The 18,190-nt window shown below is 54.7% G+C and carries 15 protein-coding genes and 2 pseudogenes; 8 read left to right on the top strand and 9 right to left on the bottom strand.

Going from position 1 to position 18,190, the window contains the following annotated elements; all coding sequences use genetic code 11:
* Nucleotides 1-107 precede the first annotated feature (107 nt).
* The 4 genes from msrB to htpX all read left to right on the top strand — a co-directional run bounded on the left by msrB (nt 108) and on the right by htpX (nt 3,915).
* Nucleotides 108-506: a peptide-methionine (R)-S-oxide reductase MsrB gene (msrB, locus tag ACT3UM_RS15265; protein WP_035577725.1), complete on the top strand. Its 399-nt coding sequence runs from the start codon at nt 108-110 to the stop codon at nt 504-506.
* A gap of 79 nt (nt 507-585) precedes the next feature.
* Nucleotides 586-1,542 (top strand): ribosome biogenesis GTPase YlqF, encoded by a 957-nt coding sequence (gene ylqF / locus ACT3UM_RS15270; protein ID WP_035577722.1) that lies wholly within the window; start codon nt 586-588, stop codon nt 1,540-1,542.
* 89 nt (nt 1,543-1,631) lie between these two features.
* On the top strand, nt 1,632-2,879 hold the full coding sequence (locus ACT3UM_RS15275; RefSeq protein WP_498900167.1) for a pyridoxal phosphate-dependent aminotransferase: 1,248 nt from the start codon (nt 1,632-1,634) through the stop codon (nt 2,877-2,879).
* 130 nt (nt 2,880-3,009) lie between these two features.
* Nucleotides 3,010-3,915: a protease HtpX gene (htpX, locus tag ACT3UM_RS15280; RefSeq protein ID WP_498900169.1), complete on the top strand. Its 906-nt coding sequence runs from the start codon at nt 3,010-3,012 to the stop codon at nt 3,913-3,915.
* Between the two features lie 289 nt (nt 3,916-4,204).
* On the opposite strand, the gene ACT3UM_RS15285 is transcribed toward htpX, so the two are convergent.
* Nucleotides 4,205-4,531, bottom strand: coding sequence for a helix-turn-helix domain-containing protein (locus ACT3UM_RS15285; RefSeq protein WP_498900303.1), 327 nt, complete (start codon nt 4,529-4,531; stop codon nt 4,205-4,207).
* 45 nt (nt 4,532-4,576) lie between these two features.
* A pseudogene (locus ACT3UM_RS15290) lies at nt 4,577-4,774 on the bottom strand (Ada metal-binding domain-containing protein); the annotation flags it as partial.
* A gap of 526 nt (nt 4,775-5,300) precedes the next feature.
* Here ACT3UM_RS15290 and ACT3UM_RS15295 point away from each other — a divergent pair.
* Nucleotides 5,301-6,197 carry a DMT family transporter gene (locus ACT3UM_RS15295; protein ID WP_498900171.1) on the top strand — a complete coding sequence of 299 codons (897 nt, stop codon included), beginning with the start codon at nt 5,301-5,303 and terminating at the stop codon, nt 6,195-6,197.
* Between the two features lie 126 nt (nt 6,198-6,323).
* A pseudogene (locus tag ACT3UM_RS15300) lies at nt 6,324-6,503 on the top strand (protease HtpX); the annotation flags it as partial.
* A gap of 73 nt (nt 6,504-6,576) precedes the next feature.
* Here the strand turns inward: ACT3UM_RS15300 and ACT3UM_RS15305 are convergent.
* The 3 genes from ACT3UM_RS15305 to pdxB all read right to left on the bottom strand — a co-directional run bounded on the left by ACT3UM_RS15305 (nt 6,577) and on the right by pdxB (nt 8,447).
* Nucleotides 6,577-6,864: a helix-turn-helix domain-containing protein gene (locus ACT3UM_RS15305; RefSeq protein WP_498900173.1), complete on the bottom strand. Its 288-nt coding sequence runs from the start codon at nt 6,862-6,864 to the stop codon at nt 6,577-6,579.
* The gene (locus ACT3UM_RS15310; protein ID WP_498900175.1) at nt 6,857-7,168 is read right to left on the bottom strand and encodes a type II toxin-antitoxin system RelE/ParE family toxin; all 312 of its coding nucleotides are present in this window, start codon (nt 7,166-7,168) and stop codon (nt 6,857-6,859) included. The genes ACT3UM_RS15305 and ACT3UM_RS15310 overlap by 8 nt, the downstream gene beginning before the upstream one ends.
* A 115-nt stretch (nt 7,169-7,283) precedes the next feature.
* Nucleotides 7,284-8,447 (bottom strand): 4-phosphoerythronate dehydrogenase PdxB, encoded by a 1,164-nt coding sequence (pdxB, locus tag ACT3UM_RS15315; protein WP_498900177.1) that lies wholly within the window; start codon nt 8,445-8,447, stop codon nt 7,284-7,286.
* Between the two features lie 110 nt (nt 8,448-8,557).
* On the opposite strand from pdxB, the gene ACT3UM_RS15320 reads away from it, so the two are divergent.
* Nucleotides 8,558-8,839, top strand: coding sequence for a hypothetical protein (locus ACT3UM_RS15320; protein ID WP_071695775.1), 282 nt, complete (start codon nt 8,558-8,560; stop codon nt 8,837-8,839).
* A gap of 23 nt (nt 8,840-8,862) precedes the next feature.
* On the opposite strand, the gene ACT3UM_RS15325 is transcribed toward ACT3UM_RS15320, so the two are convergent.
* Both ACT3UM_RS15325 and rlmKL read right to left on the bottom strand, forming a co-directional pair.
* On the bottom strand, nt 8,863-9,198 hold the full coding sequence (locus ACT3UM_RS15325) for a glutaredoxin family protein (RefSeq protein WP_035577713.1): 336 nt from the start codon (nt 9,196-9,198) through the stop codon (nt 8,863-8,865).
* 29 nt (nt 9,199-9,227) lie between these two features.
* Nucleotides 9,228-11,465, bottom strand: a complete 2,238-nt coding sequence (gene rlmKL / locus ACT3UM_RS15330; RefSeq protein ID WP_498900180.1) for a bifunctional 23S rRNA (guanine(2069)-N(7))-methyltransferase RlmK/23S rRNA (guanine(2445)-N(2))-methyltransferase RlmL — start codon at nt 11,463-11,465, stop codon at nt 9,228-9,230.
* Nucleotides 11,466-11,809: 344 nt separating this feature from the next.
* Between rlmKL and rmf the strand changes: the two genes are divergently transcribed.
* Nucleotides 11,810-12,019 (top strand): ribosome modulation factor, encoded by a 210-nt coding sequence (rmf, locus tag ACT3UM_RS15335; RefSeq protein ID WP_240716179.1) that lies wholly within the window; start codon nt 11,810-11,812, stop codon nt 12,017-12,019.
* Between the two features lie 76 nt (nt 12,020-12,095).
* Here rmf and ACT3UM_RS15340 read toward each other — a convergent pair whose 3' ends face one another.
* Nucleotides 12,096-13,109 carry a quinone-dependent dihydroorotate dehydrogenase gene (locus ACT3UM_RS15340; protein ID WP_498900182.1) on the bottom strand — a complete coding sequence of 338 codons (1,014 nt, stop codon included), beginning with the start codon at nt 13,107-13,109 and terminating at the stop codon, nt 12,096-12,098.
* A gap of 119 nt (nt 13,110-13,228) precedes the next feature.
* Complete coding sequence (locus ACT3UM_RS15345; RefSeq protein WP_498900184.1) at nt 13,229-18,052, bottom strand: NAD-glutamate dehydrogenase; 4,824 nt, start codon at nt 18,050-18,052, stop codon at nt 13,229-13,231.
* Between the last annotated feature and the right edge of the window lie 138 nt (nt 18,053-18,190).

Here is an 18,190-nt window from a genome sequence, read left to right on the forward strand (position 1 = left end):
TTACAGGCTGAACTTGGTTAGATGGCTAGCTGTCACTTACACAAGTGATAAGCTAGTCTGCCTAATAAGCCTCTGAATGATTGAAACCAGAGGGAAAGGAGAACCCCATGGCGAAAATAGAAAAATCCCCCGACGAATGGCAACAGCAGCTAACACCCGAGCAGTACCGCGTAGCGCGTGAAAAGGGCACTGAACGCCCATTCACCGGCGACTATCAGGTGCGCGATGCGCAGGGCATCTATCACTGCGTTTGTTGCCATGCACCGCTGTTTGAGAACGAGCACAAGTTTGACGCTGGCTGCGGTTGGCCAAGCTTCGACCGGCCGCTGGGCACCCGCTGTGTAGAGGAGCATACCGATACCACTCACGGTATGCAGCGAACCGAGGTGGTCTGCTCCCACTGCGATGCCCACCTGGGTCATGTATTCCCCGATGGGCCTCCAGATACCACAGGTTTACGCTACTGCATTAACTCCGTGTCACTGGAATTTCACCCCGACGAGTAATCAGCGTTAAGTCCGGCGGGCTGCTATAATGGCAGCCCGCTTTTTTTGTGCCGTTTTTTTGTGCTTGTAGGAGAGATCCATGCTCGGCTGGTTTCCAGGACATATGAACAAGGCCCGCCGCCAGATTGCGGAGGTGCTGCCAGAGATCGACGTCGTAATCGAGGTACTCGACGCGCGTCTGCCCTACTCCAGCGCCAACCCGATGCTGGCCGAGCTAACGCGCCATAAACCGGTGTTGAAAATTCTCTCCCGCGCCGATCTCGCCGACCCTGAGCGAACGGCCGAGTGGGTGGCCTTTTTCGATGCCCAAGAGAATATGCGCGCCCTGGCGGTGACCACCACCAATACCCGCGAGCTAAAGAAAATCCCCAAGCTATGCCATGAGCTGGCCGGCGCCGTGCGCGCGGACCGGGATGTGCGGGTAATGGTGATGGGCATACCGAATGTCGGTAAGTCCACGCTGATTAACGGCTTAGCAGGGCGAAAAATCGCCAAAACCGGCAACGAGCCTGCGGTGACCAAGCGCCAGCAAAAGGTACGTATTGATGGGCGTGTGGCGCTTACCGATACCCCTGGGGTACTGTGGCCCAAAATTGAAGATCAGGCCAGCGCCTATCGCCTCGCCGCCACCGGTGCCATTCGCGACACGGCCATTGAGTACACAGACGTGGCGATTGTGACCAGCGCGGAGCTTGCAAAACGCTATCCTGAAGCGCTCACCGAGCGCTATAAGCTCAAAGAGCTGCCGCCCTACGCGGCACCCGATATTCCCCACGACATTGATGCGGACGGCCCCAAAAAGCCTGACTTCCTCGCTATTGCTGGCTTTGACGGCAACGCCATTTTGAAAGATATTGCTGCCCGCCGTGGCGGCCTGCGCCCTGGCGGTGCCGTCGACCTGCATCGCGGCGCGGAAGTACTGCTTCACGAACTGCGCGATGGCAAGCTGGGCCGACTCACCCTTGAAACTCCGGCGGATATTCCCCCACCGCCCGAGCAAAACAACGAAGACAATCAAGACCTTTCCGACGCATAATGGTTTGGCAGCCTGTTAGCCGATGACGGCTTGTAGGCGCTTACCTTTTGGATACTTTGGGCCTCTCGCCACTTTTGGATAAACACCTCATGGATACCCCGCAGTCGTACGAATCACAACCGTTAAAAAAATCTCATAAGCTGCACAATGTCTGCTACGACATTCGCGGCCCAGTACTCGACCATGCCAAGCGCCTGGAAGAGGAAGGCCAGCGGATTCTCAAGCTGAACATCGGCAATCCTGCGCCGTTCGGCTTCGAGGCGCCGGAAGAGATTCTTCAGGATGTGATGCGTAATCTGCCCACCGCCCAGGGCTACTGCGACTCCAAAGGCCTCTACTCTGCCCGTAAAGCAATAATGCAGGAGTGCCAGCGCAAGCAAATTCCCGGCGTGGGTATTGAAGATATCTTCATCGGCAACGGCGTTTCTGAGCTAATCGTGATGGCCATGCAGGCGCTGCTCAACGACGGCGATGAAGTACTCATTCCCGCGCCGGACTACCCGCTCTGGACCGCCGCCGCCCACCTTTCCGGTGGCCACGCGGTACACTACCTGTGCGACGAGCAGGCAGACTGGACGCCCGACATGGCGGATATTCGCGCCAAGATCACCAGTCACACCCGGGCCATTGTACTGATTAACCCCAATAACCCTACCGGCGCGGTGTATCCGCCTGCCGTGGTGAAAGAGGTGTTGGCGATCGCCAAGCAGCACAACCTGGTGGTGTTCTCCGACGAGATCTACGACAAGATCCTTTATGACGGCGTCGAGCACACCGCCACAGGCGCCCTGGCGGACGATGACCAACTAGTCATCACTATGAACGGTCTCTCCAAAAGCTACCGTTGCGCCGGGTTCCGCTCAGGCTGGATGATTATTTCCGGCACCCTGGCCAAGCTAAACGCCCAGGACTATATCCAGGGGCTGAATATGCTGGCCTCTATGCGGCTATGCGCTAACGTACCCGCACAGCACGCGATTCAAACCGCGCTGGGGGGCTATCAGTCGATCAATGATCTAATCCTGCCCGGCGGACGACTGCTGGCCCAGCGCGATATTACCGTGGAGAAGCTGAACGCTATTCCCGGCGTCTCCTGCGTGAAACCCAAAGGCGCGCTCTACGCCTTTCCACGCCTCGACCCGAAAGTGTTCAACATTAAAGATGACCAGCAGATGGTGTTGGATCTGCTGCTGCAGGAAAAAATATTGCTGGTGCAGGGCACCGCCTTTAACTGGCCCGAGCCGGACCATGTACGCATCGTCACGCTACCCTGGGCCGACCAGCTTGGCGATGCGCTGGACCGCTTTGCTAACTTTTTGTCCCGTTACCGTCAGTAAGTCAGGAAGATTTAACAGCCTCCATGACTTGAAACTGCCATCAACAGTACGTATCTAAGCAACTATTCCGTGACCCATTTCACTGGCTGCTGTTAAACCGTTTTATAAACGCTTAGGGAGAACCTGCACCATGATGCGAATTCTGCTGTTTTTAGGCACCAATATAGCGGTATTGTTGGTCGCCAGTATTACCCTGCGCCTGCTGGGCGTTGAAGGGTATCTGCGCGGCCAGGGGATCAACTTCACCAGTCTGCTGATTTTCTGCTTTATCTTTGGTATGGCAGGCTCGATTATTTCGCTGTTCATTTCTAAATGGATGGCCAAGCGCAGCACCGGCACGGTGATTATTGAAACGCCTTCCAACGCCACCGAGAAGTGGTTGCTGGATACCGTTGCGGAGCTTTCCCGTGAAGCGGGTATCAAAACCCCGGAAGTGGGCATCTTCCCCGCCCAGCAGTCCAACGCCTTTGCAACTGGCTGGAATAAAGATGATGCGTTAGTCGCTGTTTCAGCGGGCTTAATGAACCGCATGCGCCCGGAAGAAGTGCGCGCAGTACTGGCTCACGAAATAGGTCACGTCGCTAACGGCGATATGGTAACGCTGGCACTGATTCAGGGCGTGGTGAACACCTTTGTCATGTTCTTTGCCCGGGTAGTGGCGCACTTGGTCGATAACTTCCTGCGCAGCCGCAGCGAAGGCGGTGGCGGCCTGGGCTTTATGGGTTACTTCGCAGTGGTTATGGTCGCCGAGATTGTGTTTGGTATTTTGGCCTCGGCGATCGTCGCCTGGTTCTCGCGCTACCGCGAATACCGCGCCGACGAAGCAGGTGCACGCCTGGCGGGCACCAACGCCATGGTCAGCGCGCTGGCACGCTTGAAAACCGAAACCGAAATGCCCGACCAAATGCCTGATACGCTGCGCGCCATGGCCATCACCAAAGGCCAAACGCGCTCGCTGGTGGAAAAGCTATTTGCCAGCCACCCGCCGCTGGATGAGCGCATCAGGGCGCTGAAAGAAGCCGCTTATCGGCAGTAAGTTATCCAGCAGCTGCCTATATTTAAGGCCCGCATCTGCGGGCCTTATTTTGCACTGGGTTTAGCCTAACATCCCTGGGAACAGATTCCCTGAAGACAAGCTTATAATTTGCCATGGGTCTTCAAATCGTCCAGCAACCTCATAGCTCATTGGCTGACCGGGGTGCCCTCCAGAAACTCAGCCCGCCCAGCAACCATCAAGTCGGAAGCCTGTATGAAAGTCTCTGAGCATTTTGCCAAGATGGCTCGGCTTTACTGCGTCCGACTGTACTCGTTTGTTGTATATGCCTTTAATTGTCATCGCAATATTTTTTGCGATATTGAGATGGCGATTGGCGATATTTTTCAAGAAAGGAGTCGTTAAATTGCCTAATACTCCCATACCCAGCCATAAAGGCAATGCTGGAAATCTTAAGCTCACTGTTATCCAACATGCGTTTAGCTTTATGAAGGCGCACTGTCCTAGCTACTTGTAAAGGGCTGGCACCAACATATTGTTTGAACAAACGTGAGAGATGCCGGCTTCCAACGCCCAGACGCTCTGCTAATACTTCGACACTCGCACCATCAAGCGCACCGCTTTCTATAAGTCGCATTGCTCGTTTTACCGTAGTCAAGGTTCCATTCCATGCGGGTGAAAACGGTGCAGCTTCAGGTCTAAATCTCAAACAAGGTCTATAACAAGCCGCCTCAGCAGCTGACGCTGACTGAAAATAGGTTACATTTTTAGCGAGTGGCTGACGGACAGGACAAATAGTTCGGCAATATATTTTCGAGGTTTTAACCGCTACAAAAAATAAGCCGTCATATCTAGGGTCTCTGTCAAGCCTAGCCTTATCACATATATCGAAATTCAGCATTTATATAATGTACAGAATGAATATTTTCATGTCTATTACTCGAATATCTAGAGGTCTGAAAACCGCCACACCCTAAGCTCTGATACTAAATCATTCCGATAAGCACATGATATATTTATCATTATTGTAACATTTAACTGGGGCCTTTTGACGTTTCACTCGCGACCGCGATAAAACGTCAACAGGCCCTAATCTGATCTCTCAATTATCTGCGCTGAGCTTGCTGTCGGTAGTAATTTTCACTAAAAATCCAGTAGGCCAGCAAATACGGATGCGCTTTTCCATACACATCTCTGCACCTCTCACGACAATGAGACAGCTTCACCACTTTTAGCCCTACTATCCTTGGAGATGCCTGCCTTACGACGTTCATTCGAGTCCTCATGGACGTGTCTATATCGCCATGCTTAGCTCGCCACTTGCAGAAGTTTCGTGCTGCCACTTTAGAAATTAGAGTCCGAATTCCGCGAGTAAATTAAATCGAGTCCACTTAAAATTTACCGTCAACCAGATATAGGAAAGTTTTATGTTTAAATCTGATGATCAAAACTTAGCGATGATCGTTGTCGCTATTTCAGGGCTTGTGTGGGGTATTCTCTGGATACCTCTACGCATGCTACATAATGCTGGCATTGACGGACTTTGGACAATTGTTATTTTCTACGCTTTACCAGTAGTTATATTGATGCCTTTTTATTTTTTTCGGTGGCGATACATTATTCAAGGTGGTATTTCTTTACACCTGCCCAGTCTGCTAGCCGGGCTAGGGTTAGTGCTTTATGCAGGTGCTTTACTTTATACACAAGTCATTAACGCAATGCTTTTATATTACTTAACTCCACTTTGGAGCACTTTACTTTCCCGATATTTATTAGGTGAGAATTTTTTTCTTGATCGCTGGATTACCATGATCTTAGCCTTCGTCGGCATCTTGATAACTTTTAAAATAGACACTGGGTTCCCATCTCCCAAAAACATTGGAGACTGGATGGGGTTTGCGTCAGGGGTCGTCTGGGCCTTTGCGGCGGTATACATGAAAAAGAGTGGCGCGCAAAACAATATGGACGTCACGCTGTGTTATTTCTTATGGGGCAGTGCTTTCGCCCTGGCTTTGACACAACTTCCAATGAAGGACGTTCAGGAACCCCCAACACTTATACAGCTATATGAAGTATTTACCTGGCTTATCCCAGTGGTACTGCTATTAATCATTCCACCCGCCATGGCGATATTGTGGGGCGCAGCCGTATTGAGCCCTGGGATATTAGGTATTTTGTTTATGACTGAAATTAGCACCGGCTCAATGAGTGCCGCCATTTGGGCAGATGAGCCGTTCGGATTACGCGAGATACTCGGGATTACCTTAATTTCTTTAGCGGGGTTGTGGGAACCATTGCGCAACTTGAAACCACTGAGGATCTGATAAGTGATGTTCATTTTCATCCAAATACGTCAGCCAATTCCTTCAAAGCTGAAGCCTGCGGGATAACGCAACATACGCATAATATATTGAAAACTCCTCGCTTAGCTCTCTACCACGAGGCACAGCACTAAGGCCACAGCCAGCGCGCTGGCACGTTTGAAAACCGAAACTGAAATGCCCGATACTCTGCGCGCCATGGCCATCATAAAAGGCCAAACCTGCTCGCTGGTGGAGAAGATGTTTGCCAGCCACCCTCGGCTGGATGAGCGCATCAGGGCGCTGAAAGAAGCCGCTTATCGGCAGTAATTTGTTAGCAGCTATACGTTTAAGGCCCGCAGATGCGGGCCTTATTGTTTTCTTCAACACAACGTCACTTTGCTCAGTGAAGTTGCTCAAATACTTCCGGGTGTTGCTCAGCAATACGCAAAAGGGCAACCGCTGGGCCCTGCGGCTCTCTTCGACCTTGCTCCCAGTCTTGGAGAGTACGTATGCTTACCCCCATAAGACCTGCAAAAGCTGATTGCGTCAGTTTCAGTTTTAGCCGAATCATTTTTGGCGGTGAGGGCTCTGCTAACTGATTAGTTCGCAGAGCTACGTTGCCTTTCTTGAACTGCTTAATTTCATTAATACCGTCGAGAATCTCTGCCCCAAGATTTCTATCAATCATTTTTTATGGCCTCCGCGATCTGCTTGAGCGTATGCCCAGAAATACTGGCGCGCTCCGATTTGCTGTACAGCGTAAGCATCCATATTTCGTGGTCAGACTTCTTCCAGTAGTAGATAGCTCTAATACCACCGCTCTTTCCAGAACCTTCTGATGCCCAACGTACCTTACGCACACCACCCGAACCTTTTATGAGGTCGCCCGCATCCGGCTTCTGCAATAGATACGTTTGCAGCCCACGATACTCCTCATCCGTAAGGTAGCCCGGTAATAGCTTGGTGAAGGTAGACGTTTCGATAAATAGCATCACTGAAATATACGGCTTTGCCGTATAAACATCAAGATTTAGCCAGAGAGTTGCTATGTCTAGTTCGCTAGTAAATTAAGAGCGCTGTGAGCAATTAATCAGTAGCAGCACTTTTTTAGTGCTGGTTCTCATCGAAGCGGCTATTGACGCTAAATCCCGCACCACGCAACAGGACTTCCAGGGCTACCGCTTCCCCTGACAGCTGCACGTTGAGCGTAGCGAACTCTCTCCGCAGCGGGTAGTTGGCGCGGCAGTCGTCAAAGCCTTTGCGCATACCGTGGTGCTGCGTTTGGCGCTGAAGCGCATCGTGGTCGCGGCGAACGTCATACACCGCTCTCATGCAGAGCCGCAGAGCGTCTTCCGGGGGTAGCGCGTGCTGCAGATGTAGCGACGCGAGCACGGGCGGCGGACAAATATCGGCAAACGTTAGCTCGCTTGGCTGACCGCAGTGGTGAGCCAGCGCCTGCTGAATCATCCAGGTGCCGCGCAGCTTGCCATCTAAGCTATGCCCGGCAATATGCGGTGTTGCGAGAGAGACCAGATCACGCAGGCCAGCATCGATATCGGGTTCTTCCTCCCACACGTCCAGTATGGCGCTTATATCGCCCTTGCCCGCAAGGCGGCTACGTAGCGCTAAACCATCCACGCAGTCACCGCGCCCGGCATTGAGCAGCACGCACCCCGGCGCCAGCTCCTCGATACGTTGAGCATTAAGCAGTTGATAAGTAGCGTGAGGGCCTTCGCGAGTCAGCGGCATATGCAGGCAGAGCACGTCACAGCGTTCGATTAGGGCGTCTAAAGAGTGAAACCCTGCCTGGCCCTCCTCGTCAGCCCGGGGCGGGTCACAGGCCAGCGTTGCCACATCCATGGCGTTTAGCCGAGCCTGCAGTCTGCTACCGACATTGCCCACCCCTACAATACCTACGGTACGCTCGCTAAGTGCCCAGCCATCGCGCTCCGCCAGGGTCAGCAGGCTGCTTAATACGTAGTCAACCACCGCTTCGGCGTTGCAGCCTGGTGCACTGACGAAGGCGATATTGCGCTGGGCAAGCGCTGTTTGGTCAATATGATCCGTGCCGATGGTACAGGTGCCAATAAAGCGCACGGGGCTATCGGCAAGCAGCTGATCGTTGACCTGGGTAATCGAGCGCACGATGAGCGCCTCGGCATCCTGCAGGTGGGCGGCGTTTATCTCCCGCCCTGGCACGCGGGTAAGCGTACCGAAATGGCCGAAGCAGTGCTCGGCAGCGGGGATATTGGCGTCGATGACAAGTTTCATAGGCGTTTGGGTATCCGGGCTTTACAATACGCCCGCGACGGCTGATGGGCAGGCGTGTTTCAAGGCTATTTTTAAGGACTATCTTTTAAAGGCTATCTAAGGAGAATGTTGTGATCGTACGCTGGGAAACCAACCATGACTATGTGTTGGTTCATATTCACCAGGATATGTTTGGTGACTGGATTTTCAGCCGCGCTTGGGGCCAAATCGGCACTCAGTTTGGCGGCCTGAAACATCAGCTAGCCGATACGCTGGATCAAGCCCATATGTGGCTGGAGGACGAAACCACCATCCAATCCTCGCGAGGGTTTCGCAAGGTGCTGGAAGTGGCCGACCATACCCCTGAAGGCCAGGAAGCCATGCGCCAGCTTTCACTGCTGGATGTGCTTTAGCCGCCACGTTTAGCCAAGCAGTTTTAGCCTAAGAAACGCCGCCCGTCACGCTCATGGGCGCCTTTAGGCGCTGTGCTTTCTGGCGGTGCGGTAAACGCCGCCAGCGCTGACTCATCCAGCCAGCCGCGTTCGCGCAGCCAGGCACTTAAGCGCTCCAGCTCAAAACCACGATCCAGCTCCTTACCGTCACTGTCCATCAGCACCGGGATACGCACGCCGTAGCGCTCCACCAAGGCATCGTCGTCGCTAATCTCGATATGGTGCAACCATACCTTTTGGTTCGCGAGCGTGGCCACCAGTGACTCTAATTGGGTACACAGGTGGCAGCCCATGGTCGTGTAAAGCGATAGCTGGATCATACTGAAGCTCTCTTCATACTACAGCTCTCCTATGACGCCTTATGGCGAAGTAGAAACACATGGTGCAAGTTCGTGCGCCGCTGGAAATCGGGGTCGAAGCTACGCCCGGTAATGTCCTCTACGGCAAATTGCTCGCTAAGCGCTTCATCCAGTTTAAAGCGCCGCTGGTTATTAGAAAATACCAAGGTTCCACCGGGTGCCAGGCGCGCCATTGCGAGCTCCACAAGCCGCGGGTGGTCACGCTGCACGTCGAGGGTGTCGCGCATCTTTTTGGAGTTAGAGAACGTAGGTGGATCCATAAAGATCAGGTCGAACTCGGCGTTGGCGGTCTCCAGCCAGCGGAAACAGTCGTCGCGCACCACCCGATGCAGTCGCGTATCGAGTTTATTCAGCGCAAAGTTATCCTTGGCCCACTCCAGGTAAGTGTTGGACATATCGACACTCACACTGTCGCTGGCGCCTCCCAATGCCGCCTGTACCGTTGCTGTGGCGGTGTAACAGAACAGATTTAAAAAGCGCTTACCGCTGGCCATTTCGCCTAGCATGCGTCGTACCGGACGATGATCAAGAAACAGCCCGGTATCCAGGTAGTCGCGCAGGTTTACCCATAGCCGAGCGGCGCCTTCCTGCACCTCAAAACGTTCACCGCTGGCGGCGCGTTTTTGGTACTGGGCGCTGCCGGTTTGGCGCTCGCGGCGCTTGATATAGATCTTGCTGGCGTCAACGTTAAGCGCTTCGGGCATCACTTCCAGGGCGTCGTACAGGCGCTTTTGCGCCTGCGCCGGGTTGATCGAGCTGGGTGCTGCGTACTCTTGCACATGCACGCGGTCACCGTAGCGATCAACCGCCAGGGCGTACTCCGGCATATCGGCGTCATAAACACGATAGCTGGTTTCACCGCTCTGCTTCAGCCATTTCTTTAAGCGCTTCTGATTTTTAATCAGCCGATTGGCAAACATCTGCGCATTGTCTTGGTTTTTATGAGCCGCTTGCTCTTCGCCAACCACGTCACTGGGCGCTGCCTCTGCACCACTTTCACGCTGTGCGGGCGCCACATCGCTCGCAGCAGGTGAATGCTCAGCTCCACCAATCTCCATTAATAGCAATTTGGCGTCCAAAGCACCGTTTTTGAGCGCGTACTGCTTGTGCGCACGCATTCCCAGGCGATGGCCGAGATCCGGATTGCCGGTAAATACCGCCAGCGTCCAGCCGGGGAACAGCGCTTTAGCTTTCTCGCCAAGTTGGGCATATAGACGCACCAGCTCCGGCAATTCACCCAGACGTTCGCCGTAGGGGGGGTTGGTGATCAACAGGCCACTTTCAGCGGTCAATGATTCAGGCCGGGTAAGCTGAGCAAGGCTCTGACCATGTAGGGTAATCAGCGCAGGAATACCGGCACGCATGGCATTGGATTTCGCGGCAGTCAGTGCAGCAGGGCTCTGGTCAAAGCCGAGTAGCTGGGCTTTGCAGCGCTTGCGGCCTATCGATGCACGGGCTTCGGCTTCGCGCTTCTGTTCTCGCCACGCATCATCATCGTGCCCCGCCCAGCCGTGAAAGCCGAAGCGTTCACGGTTCAGATTCGGCGCCTGGTCAGCGGCCATCATGGCGGCTTCGATGAGTAGCGTGCCTGCACCACAAAGCGGATCAATCAACGGTTCACCGGCTTTGAGCCTTTCTGGCCAACCCGCTCGCACCAGCAGCGCCGCCGCCAAATTCTCTTTAAGCGGGGCGTGGCCTACGTCACGGCGATAGCCACGGCGATGCAGGCTTTCACCCGAGAGATCCAGGCCAATGGTTAAATTCATCCGGTGCAGGTGGGCGTAAATGCGCAAATGCGGGGTTTTAGTATCAACGTTGGGGCGTTCCTGCCCTGCCATTTGGAGGGCATCAACCACGCCGTCTTTAACCGTTTGGGCACCAAAGCGGGTGTGGCGAATATGCTCGCTACGGCCGTGGAAATCCACCGCCAGCGTGTTGCCTGGGGCTAGGTGTCGCGTCCAGGCGATGCGGGCGACCACGTCGCGCACCTGCTCGGCGGTGTCGATCATCGATTCGCGCACCAGGGTTAAAATCACCCGGTTAGCTAATCGCGACCATAGGCATACGCGGTAGGCGATGGCCTGACTGGCAGTGAAGTACACCCCAGCCACCGTGGTTTTGCCCGGCGTGGCGCCCAGCGCTATGAGTTCATCGTGGAGCAGGCCTTCAATGCCTTTGGGGCAAGTGGCAAGCAAATTTAGCGGAGCGGTTTGGTTCGACTCGATCATGATAATAGCGGCGCTGAAAGGCGCGATATTCCTGTATATAACAAATGAGTTTACGTTTTATGACAAATTGATAGTCGACAGATGACCCCATCATGGTCTAACAATAAGAGAGTAGCTACTGAAAAACGCATGCGTTTCTAGTCAGGGTCGGTTCATCACTAGACCTATGGCTTGTAAGTGTTCTTTGCAAGAGATCGCCGCCCGACTCGTTCAGCCCGTGAGAGCTAGACACTGGGGTTGATGCGGCGTCTCGCTCTTGAAGCAAGCTCTCGGAATAGGGTTGTTTTTCGTTTTCGATAACGCCCTATTTCTTATCAAAGGCTTTCGTGAAAAGAGGTTAGCCAATGAAACGGCAAAAACGTGATCGCTTCCAGCGGGCTTATGTCCACGGCTACAAAGCGGGTGTATTGGGTCGTTCTCGTGACGACTGTCCCAGTCAAGATGTCAATTTACGCGAATACTGGATGAGCGGTTGGCGTGAAGGTCGCGGAGACCAGTGGGATGGCATGACCGGTATCTCGGGCATTCATAAAAATCCCTTAGTCATGGCCTAACGTTTTATTTTTCAAAGTTTTAAAAGAAAAATTTTGAACGAAAGGTTTATAGTGAGCCCACTTTTAAGTGGGCTTTTTAGCTAGCTTTCAGTGCCCTCGCACACTCGCCGACTAGTTTAGGCCCTTGGTAGATCAAACCTGAGTAGAGTTGCACTAAATCCGCGCCAGCCGCAATTTTGGCCTGTGCAGCAGCGGCACTATCGATCCCGCCAACGCCAATAATAGGGAGCGATGGTAAATGCTCACGCAACTGGCGAATAACCCGATTGGATACCTCAAACACCGGCTTACCAGAAAGCCCCCCGGCCTCCTCCGCCTGCGGATCACCCTGCACAGCCTCTCGGGAAACAGTGGTATTGGTGGCAATCACGCCATCAAGGTGGTTGCGCTCAATACTTCCCGCCATCAGCGCCACTTCTTCAGCACTCATATCCGGAGCGATCTTAATCAGCAACGGCACCTTGCGGCCCGCTTGGGCATCAAGCTCTATAGCGCGGGCACGAATAGGCGCCAATAGCGCGTCCAACTGCTCGCCAAACTGCAGACTGCGCAGCCCGGGGGTATTGGGTGACGAGACATTGACGGCAATGTAATCCGCATAAGGGTGCACTGCGTCTAAACACACCAGGTAGTCATCCAGCGCCTGCTCTACCGACGTGGTGAGATTCTTACCAATATTGATGCCGACGATGCCATCGTAGTGTCGCTGCTTAACCTGCTGGATCAGATGTTCCACCCCTTTGTTGTTAAAACCAAAGCGGTTGATGATCGCCTCATGCTGCGCCAGACGAAACAGCCGGGGCTTGGGATTTCCCGGCTGGGATTTGGGCGTGACGGTGCCCACTTCTACAAAGCCAAAGCCCAGCGCACCCAGGGCATCCAAATGGTCGGCGTTCTTATCCAACCCGGCGGCGAGCCCGACGCGATTGGCAAACCGCAGCCCCATCAGCTCGACGGGATTATTGACCGGCTGTCCAAATAGCCGCGTCACGCCGCCCATGCGATGCAGTGTCTCCAGCGCGCTTAGCGCCATGCCATGGGACGTTTCTGGATCAACGCGAAAGAACAGCGAACGGGCAAGGTTATACATAGCGGGTCTCTAAAAACGGGTGCGGGGCTGAAAACGGGCGCCAGTATAACGCAATAAAGCGCGCCCCGGTGGAGAACCGGAACACGCTTTACAGTGGCGTATGAAAAAGCTAGGCGAACCTACGCCTCGCTATCGCTCTCGGCAAGATCGACCAGCTCGCGTACCGCGACGGCAAACAGCGCAAAGCCGCCTTCACTGCCGCCACGCACCTCTTCAATAAGACGACACCAGCGGCGATGCAGGTCAGCGTGCTGATCCAGCCACTGTGCCACCCGCTCCTGAGTATCGCGGCTTCCTGCATCCAGCTTCAGCACGCTGGTGGTCAGCGCAAGCTGCTGGCGCTCGATATCATCACGGAAGGTTTCCCGCGCCTGGGCCTGCCAGGCGTCGCGCACTTCCAGCTGGGTTACCTGCTGAATCATCCACGGCAGTTCCAAGCGGCTGCCAATTTCATATAGCACTTCCGCCACCCGCTGAGGTTTCTCGTTGGTCAGGCGCGCCGCCTGGATAATACCCAGCCCCGCGTAAAGGCTTGATGACGCCGCCAAGGTGGATGCTAAGGCATCCGGCACGCCCGCCTCCAACAGCTCGTCACGACGCTCGTTCCAAGCGCTCAGCTCTTCACCACTGAGTAGTTCACCGATGCCTTCCTGTAACTGCGCTAAGCGAGGAGCAAAGTACTCGATAGTGTCTTGCGTCGAAAGGCCTAAATGCTGACGCACAAACCAGCGTGTGGCTCGGCGGATCAGGCGCATCAGATCGAGCATCATCGAGTACTGAATACGGTTGGGCACCTGATTGTCCAGGGCTTCAATTTGCGCCCATAAATTGGGCAAGTTAAAGCTGTCACGGGCTACGATGTAGGCTCGGGCAATGTCGGCACGTCCCGCTCCGGTGGAGTCCATCAGGCGGCGTACAAAGACGATCCCCATATGATCCACCAGATCATTCGCTACCTGAGTGGCGACGATTTCACGCTTAAGACGGTGCTCGTACATTTCATTCTTAAAGCGCTCGACCAGCACTGATGGGAACAGCCGCTCCAGGTGACGGTGAATATATTGATCGTCCGGTACGTCAGAGGTGATCAAGTCACCTTTCAAGGTGCTCTTGGCGTAGGAGATCAGCACCGAAAGCTCTGGCAAACGCATCCCTTGGCCATTACTGGTGCGCTCTTTGAGCACCTCATCGGTGGGCAGGAACTCCAACTCGCGATCAATTTGTCCTGCAGCTTCCAGTTCGCTAATAAAACGGCGGTAAGGGCCCATCGAATAATCGGAAAGGATGGCCGAAAGATCCAGCGCCTGACTCTGGCGGTAGTTATCCAGGATCACCAGATCACCTACCTCATCGGTCATTTCCGCCAGCAGTTCATTGCGCTGCTTGTCGGTCATATCGCCACGTTTGACCACTTCATCGATCAAAATCTTGATATTGACCTCGTGGTCAGAGCAGTTGACCCCGCCCGCGTTATCAATGAAGTCGGTGTAAACGCGTACGCCCTTAGCGGCGGCTTCCATACGCCCGCGCTGGGTCAAACCGAGGTTGCCACCCTCGCCAACCACACGGCAGTTTAAGTCATTACCGTTGATGCGCAGGGTGTCGTTGGCTTTATCGCCCACATCAGCGTCGGTTTCGTCGGAACCCTTCACGTAGGTGCCAATACCGCCGTTCCAGATCAAATCCACTTTGGATTTGAGCATGGCGCGGATCAGTTCATTGGGCGACAGGCGCTCTTCCTTGATACCAAATACCTGCTGCATCTCCGGCGTGATGGCAATTGACTTGGCGCTACGGCTAAAGATGCCGCCCCCAGCGGAGATCAACTCCTGGCTGTAGTCTTCCCAACTGGAGCGTGGCAGTGCGAATAGCCGTTTGCGCTCGGCAAAAGTGGCCTCGGCATCTGGGTTGGGGTCGACAAAGATATGTAGGTGATTAAAGGCGCCGACTAGCTGAATCTTGTCAGACAGCAGCATGCCGTTACCAAACACATCGCCAGCCATATCGCCGATCCCCACCACGCTAAACAGGTCGCGTTGGGTGTCGAGATCAAGATTTTTGAAGTGGCGTTTAACCGATTCCCAGGCACCGCGCGCGGTGATACCCATTTTCTTGTGGTCATAACCATTGGCGCCGCCAGAGGCAAAGGCATCACCCAGCCAGTGGCCATACTCAATGGAAATTTCGTTAGCGATATCCGAGAAGGTAGCGGTGCCTTTATCGGCGGCCACCACCAGATACGCATCATCCGCATCGTGGCGAACCACATTTTCCGGCGGGACTACGTCCCCCCCCACCAGGTTGTCGGTGACATCCAATAGCGCACGGATAAAGAGTTGATAGCAGGCAATACCTTCTTTCTGGACAACGTCACGGCTGGCATTTTCCGGCATGCGTTTACACACAAAACCGCCTTTGGCGCCGACCGGCACGATAACCGCATTCTTCACCTGCTGGGCTTTCACTAGCCCCAGCACTTCGGTGCGGTAATCTTCAAAGCGATCCGACCAGCGCAGACCACCGCGGGCCACTTTGCCGCCACGTAGGTGCACGCCTTCTACCCGCGGCGAGCAGACAAAAATCTCAAACATCGGCCGCGGCTTGGGCATACCGGTGACTTTAGAGGGCTCGAGCTTGTAGGCGATGTAGTCTTTAAAGCGCCCACCCTCGGCAAGCTGGTAGTAGTTGGTCCGCAGGGTGGCGAGGATCAGCTCCATAAAGCGGCGCAACAGCTGGTCGTCGTTAAGGCTGGCGACGCCTTCCAGGCGCTCGTTCAAGCTGGCGATACACTCGTCAGTGGCATGGCTCTGCTGCTCAGGATCAAAACGCAGCCGGAAGAGTTCAACCAGCTCGCGGGTAATGGCCGGGTAGTTGGCCAGCGTGGCGGCAATATAGTCCTGGGACATGCCGAAGCGGATCTGCTTTAGATAGCGAGCGTAGCCGCGCAGCATGGCCACTTCGCGCCAATCCAGCCCGGCGCCGATAATCAGGCGGTTAAAGGCATCGTTATCGGCTTCGCCGGTCCAGATGCGCTTAAAGGCTTCGGTGAACACATCGCGCATATCGCCCAGACTGACATCCGCACCGCTGTGCTCAAGCTCGAAATCGTGGATCCAGTAGCGCTGTTCAGGGGCATTGATATCGTAGGGACGCTCGCCAATTACGCGCAGACCAAGATTTTCCATCATCGGCAGCACGTCAGAGAGAGGGATCTGCGTACCGCGGTGGAACAGCTTCAGATTAACCCCGCCGCCCTGCTCTTCCAGCGGGCGGTAGAGCGACAGCGATAAATCGTCGCCGTTGTCCAGCGTCAGCAGGTGCTGAACATCAAACACCGCGGTACGCGCGGAGAAGTCTTCCCGGTAGCTGGCAGAGAACGCCTCGCGGAACTGATCCATAAGCAGATTAGCGCGCTCTTCACCGAAGCCTTCGATCATCGCGCTGTGCAGCTCATCGCGCCAGCTGCGCGCCAGCCGCGCCACTTTGCTCTCAAGGCGTTTGAGGTCGTAGTCGCTGGGCGTGTCGCCATTAAAGCGCAGAATCAACTGAATACGCGCCAGCACCGATTCGGATAAATAGGTATTGAAGTCGCCAAAGTGGGCGTCCAGCTCATCGCACAGCACGTTTTGGATGCGCTGACGCAGGTCCGTAGAGAACACGTCGCGGGGCACAAATACCAGGCAGGAGTAAAACTTGCCGCTGATATCGGCGCGAATAAACAGCCGCACCTGACGGCGCTCGCGGATATTGAGAATGCCCAGCGCTGTACTCGCCAGTGACTCGGTATCGATCTGAAACAGGTCATCGCGAGGATAGACTTCCAGCACCTGGAGCAGTTGCTTGCCGTTGTGGCCTTGGGGGTTGAAGCCGGCAATGTCCATCACGGCTTTGAGCTTGCGGCGCAGTAGCGGAATATTGCGCGGCGATTCGTTATACACCGTAGAGGTGAACAGACCAAAGAAGCGCCGCTCGCCAATCACATTGCCGTCGTCGTCGTAACGGTCAACGGTGATGTAGTCTGGATAGGTAGGGCGGTGCACCCGGGAGTGATGGGCGCTTTTGGCAAACGACAGCAGCTGCGGCACCAGCACATAATCGTTGTGCTCATTCACGCCCTCTTCGGTACGAATGCGCTCGCAGTAGCGCGGCTGATCCAGACGGAACACGCCCAGTACGCTATCGGCATCGCGCTGCAGCTCATGGCCTTCCAGTAGGTACTCATCGTAGCCCAGGAAAGTAAAGTTATCTTTGAGCATCCACTCCAAAAAGGCAATCGCCTCTTCGTGGTCGTCGGGGTCGATCTGCGGCGGGCAGTTTTTCTCAAGCTCTTGAATCGATGCGGTAATTTGCGAGCACATAGCGTCGAAATCACCCACGGCGGTACGTACGTCGCGGAGCACTTCGTGCAGGTTGTGCTCAATCTTCTCAAGCAGCGCCACATCAGTATGGCGGTCTACCTCAATCACGATCAGCGACTCGCGGGCTTCAGGCGCGTTTTCATCCCTGGGCGAGGCCAGCGCCTGTAGCTGATGACGCTCATCACGGGCGACTGCCAGCACGGTGTTTTGAATGGCGTGTACCGTTAAGCCGCGGCGATTGAGCTCGATGCGCACCGAGTCGACAAGAAACGGCATATCTTCATTCAGCACTGCTACGAAAGTATGCGTCGACTGCCAGCCGTGCTCTTCAAAATCCGGGTTAAATACCCGTACCTTGGGGCTTTTCGGATCGTGATGCTGCAAAAACTGCCAAATCGACAGCGTCGCGCCATACAGATCGTCCAGGCGACGATCTACCAGGTCTTCCACCGGCACGGTGGCATAAAAGTGTCGAGCAAAGGCGTCCACAGTGGCGGCGCGTGCGGGGTCTAACCGCGCGTTTAGCCGCTCCTGAAGCTGCTTCAAAAGATCTTGCCGACTCTCTTCAATCGCAACGTAGTGCATCCATCACCTCGACTGCATAGGCCACTAAACGGCCAAAAAACGAAGGACAATAGGCCTTTAGGCCAACATAACGGCTAGCTTACGCTACCTATCGTCGCGTCCCTAATCACCTGACGTGTTGTTCATGACGCATACCGT

The organism is Halomonas sp. AOP13-D3-9, from assembly GCF_052379125.1.
Classification (GTDB): Bacteria; Pseudomonadota; Gammaproteobacteria; order Pseudomonadales; family Halomonadaceae; genus Vreelandella.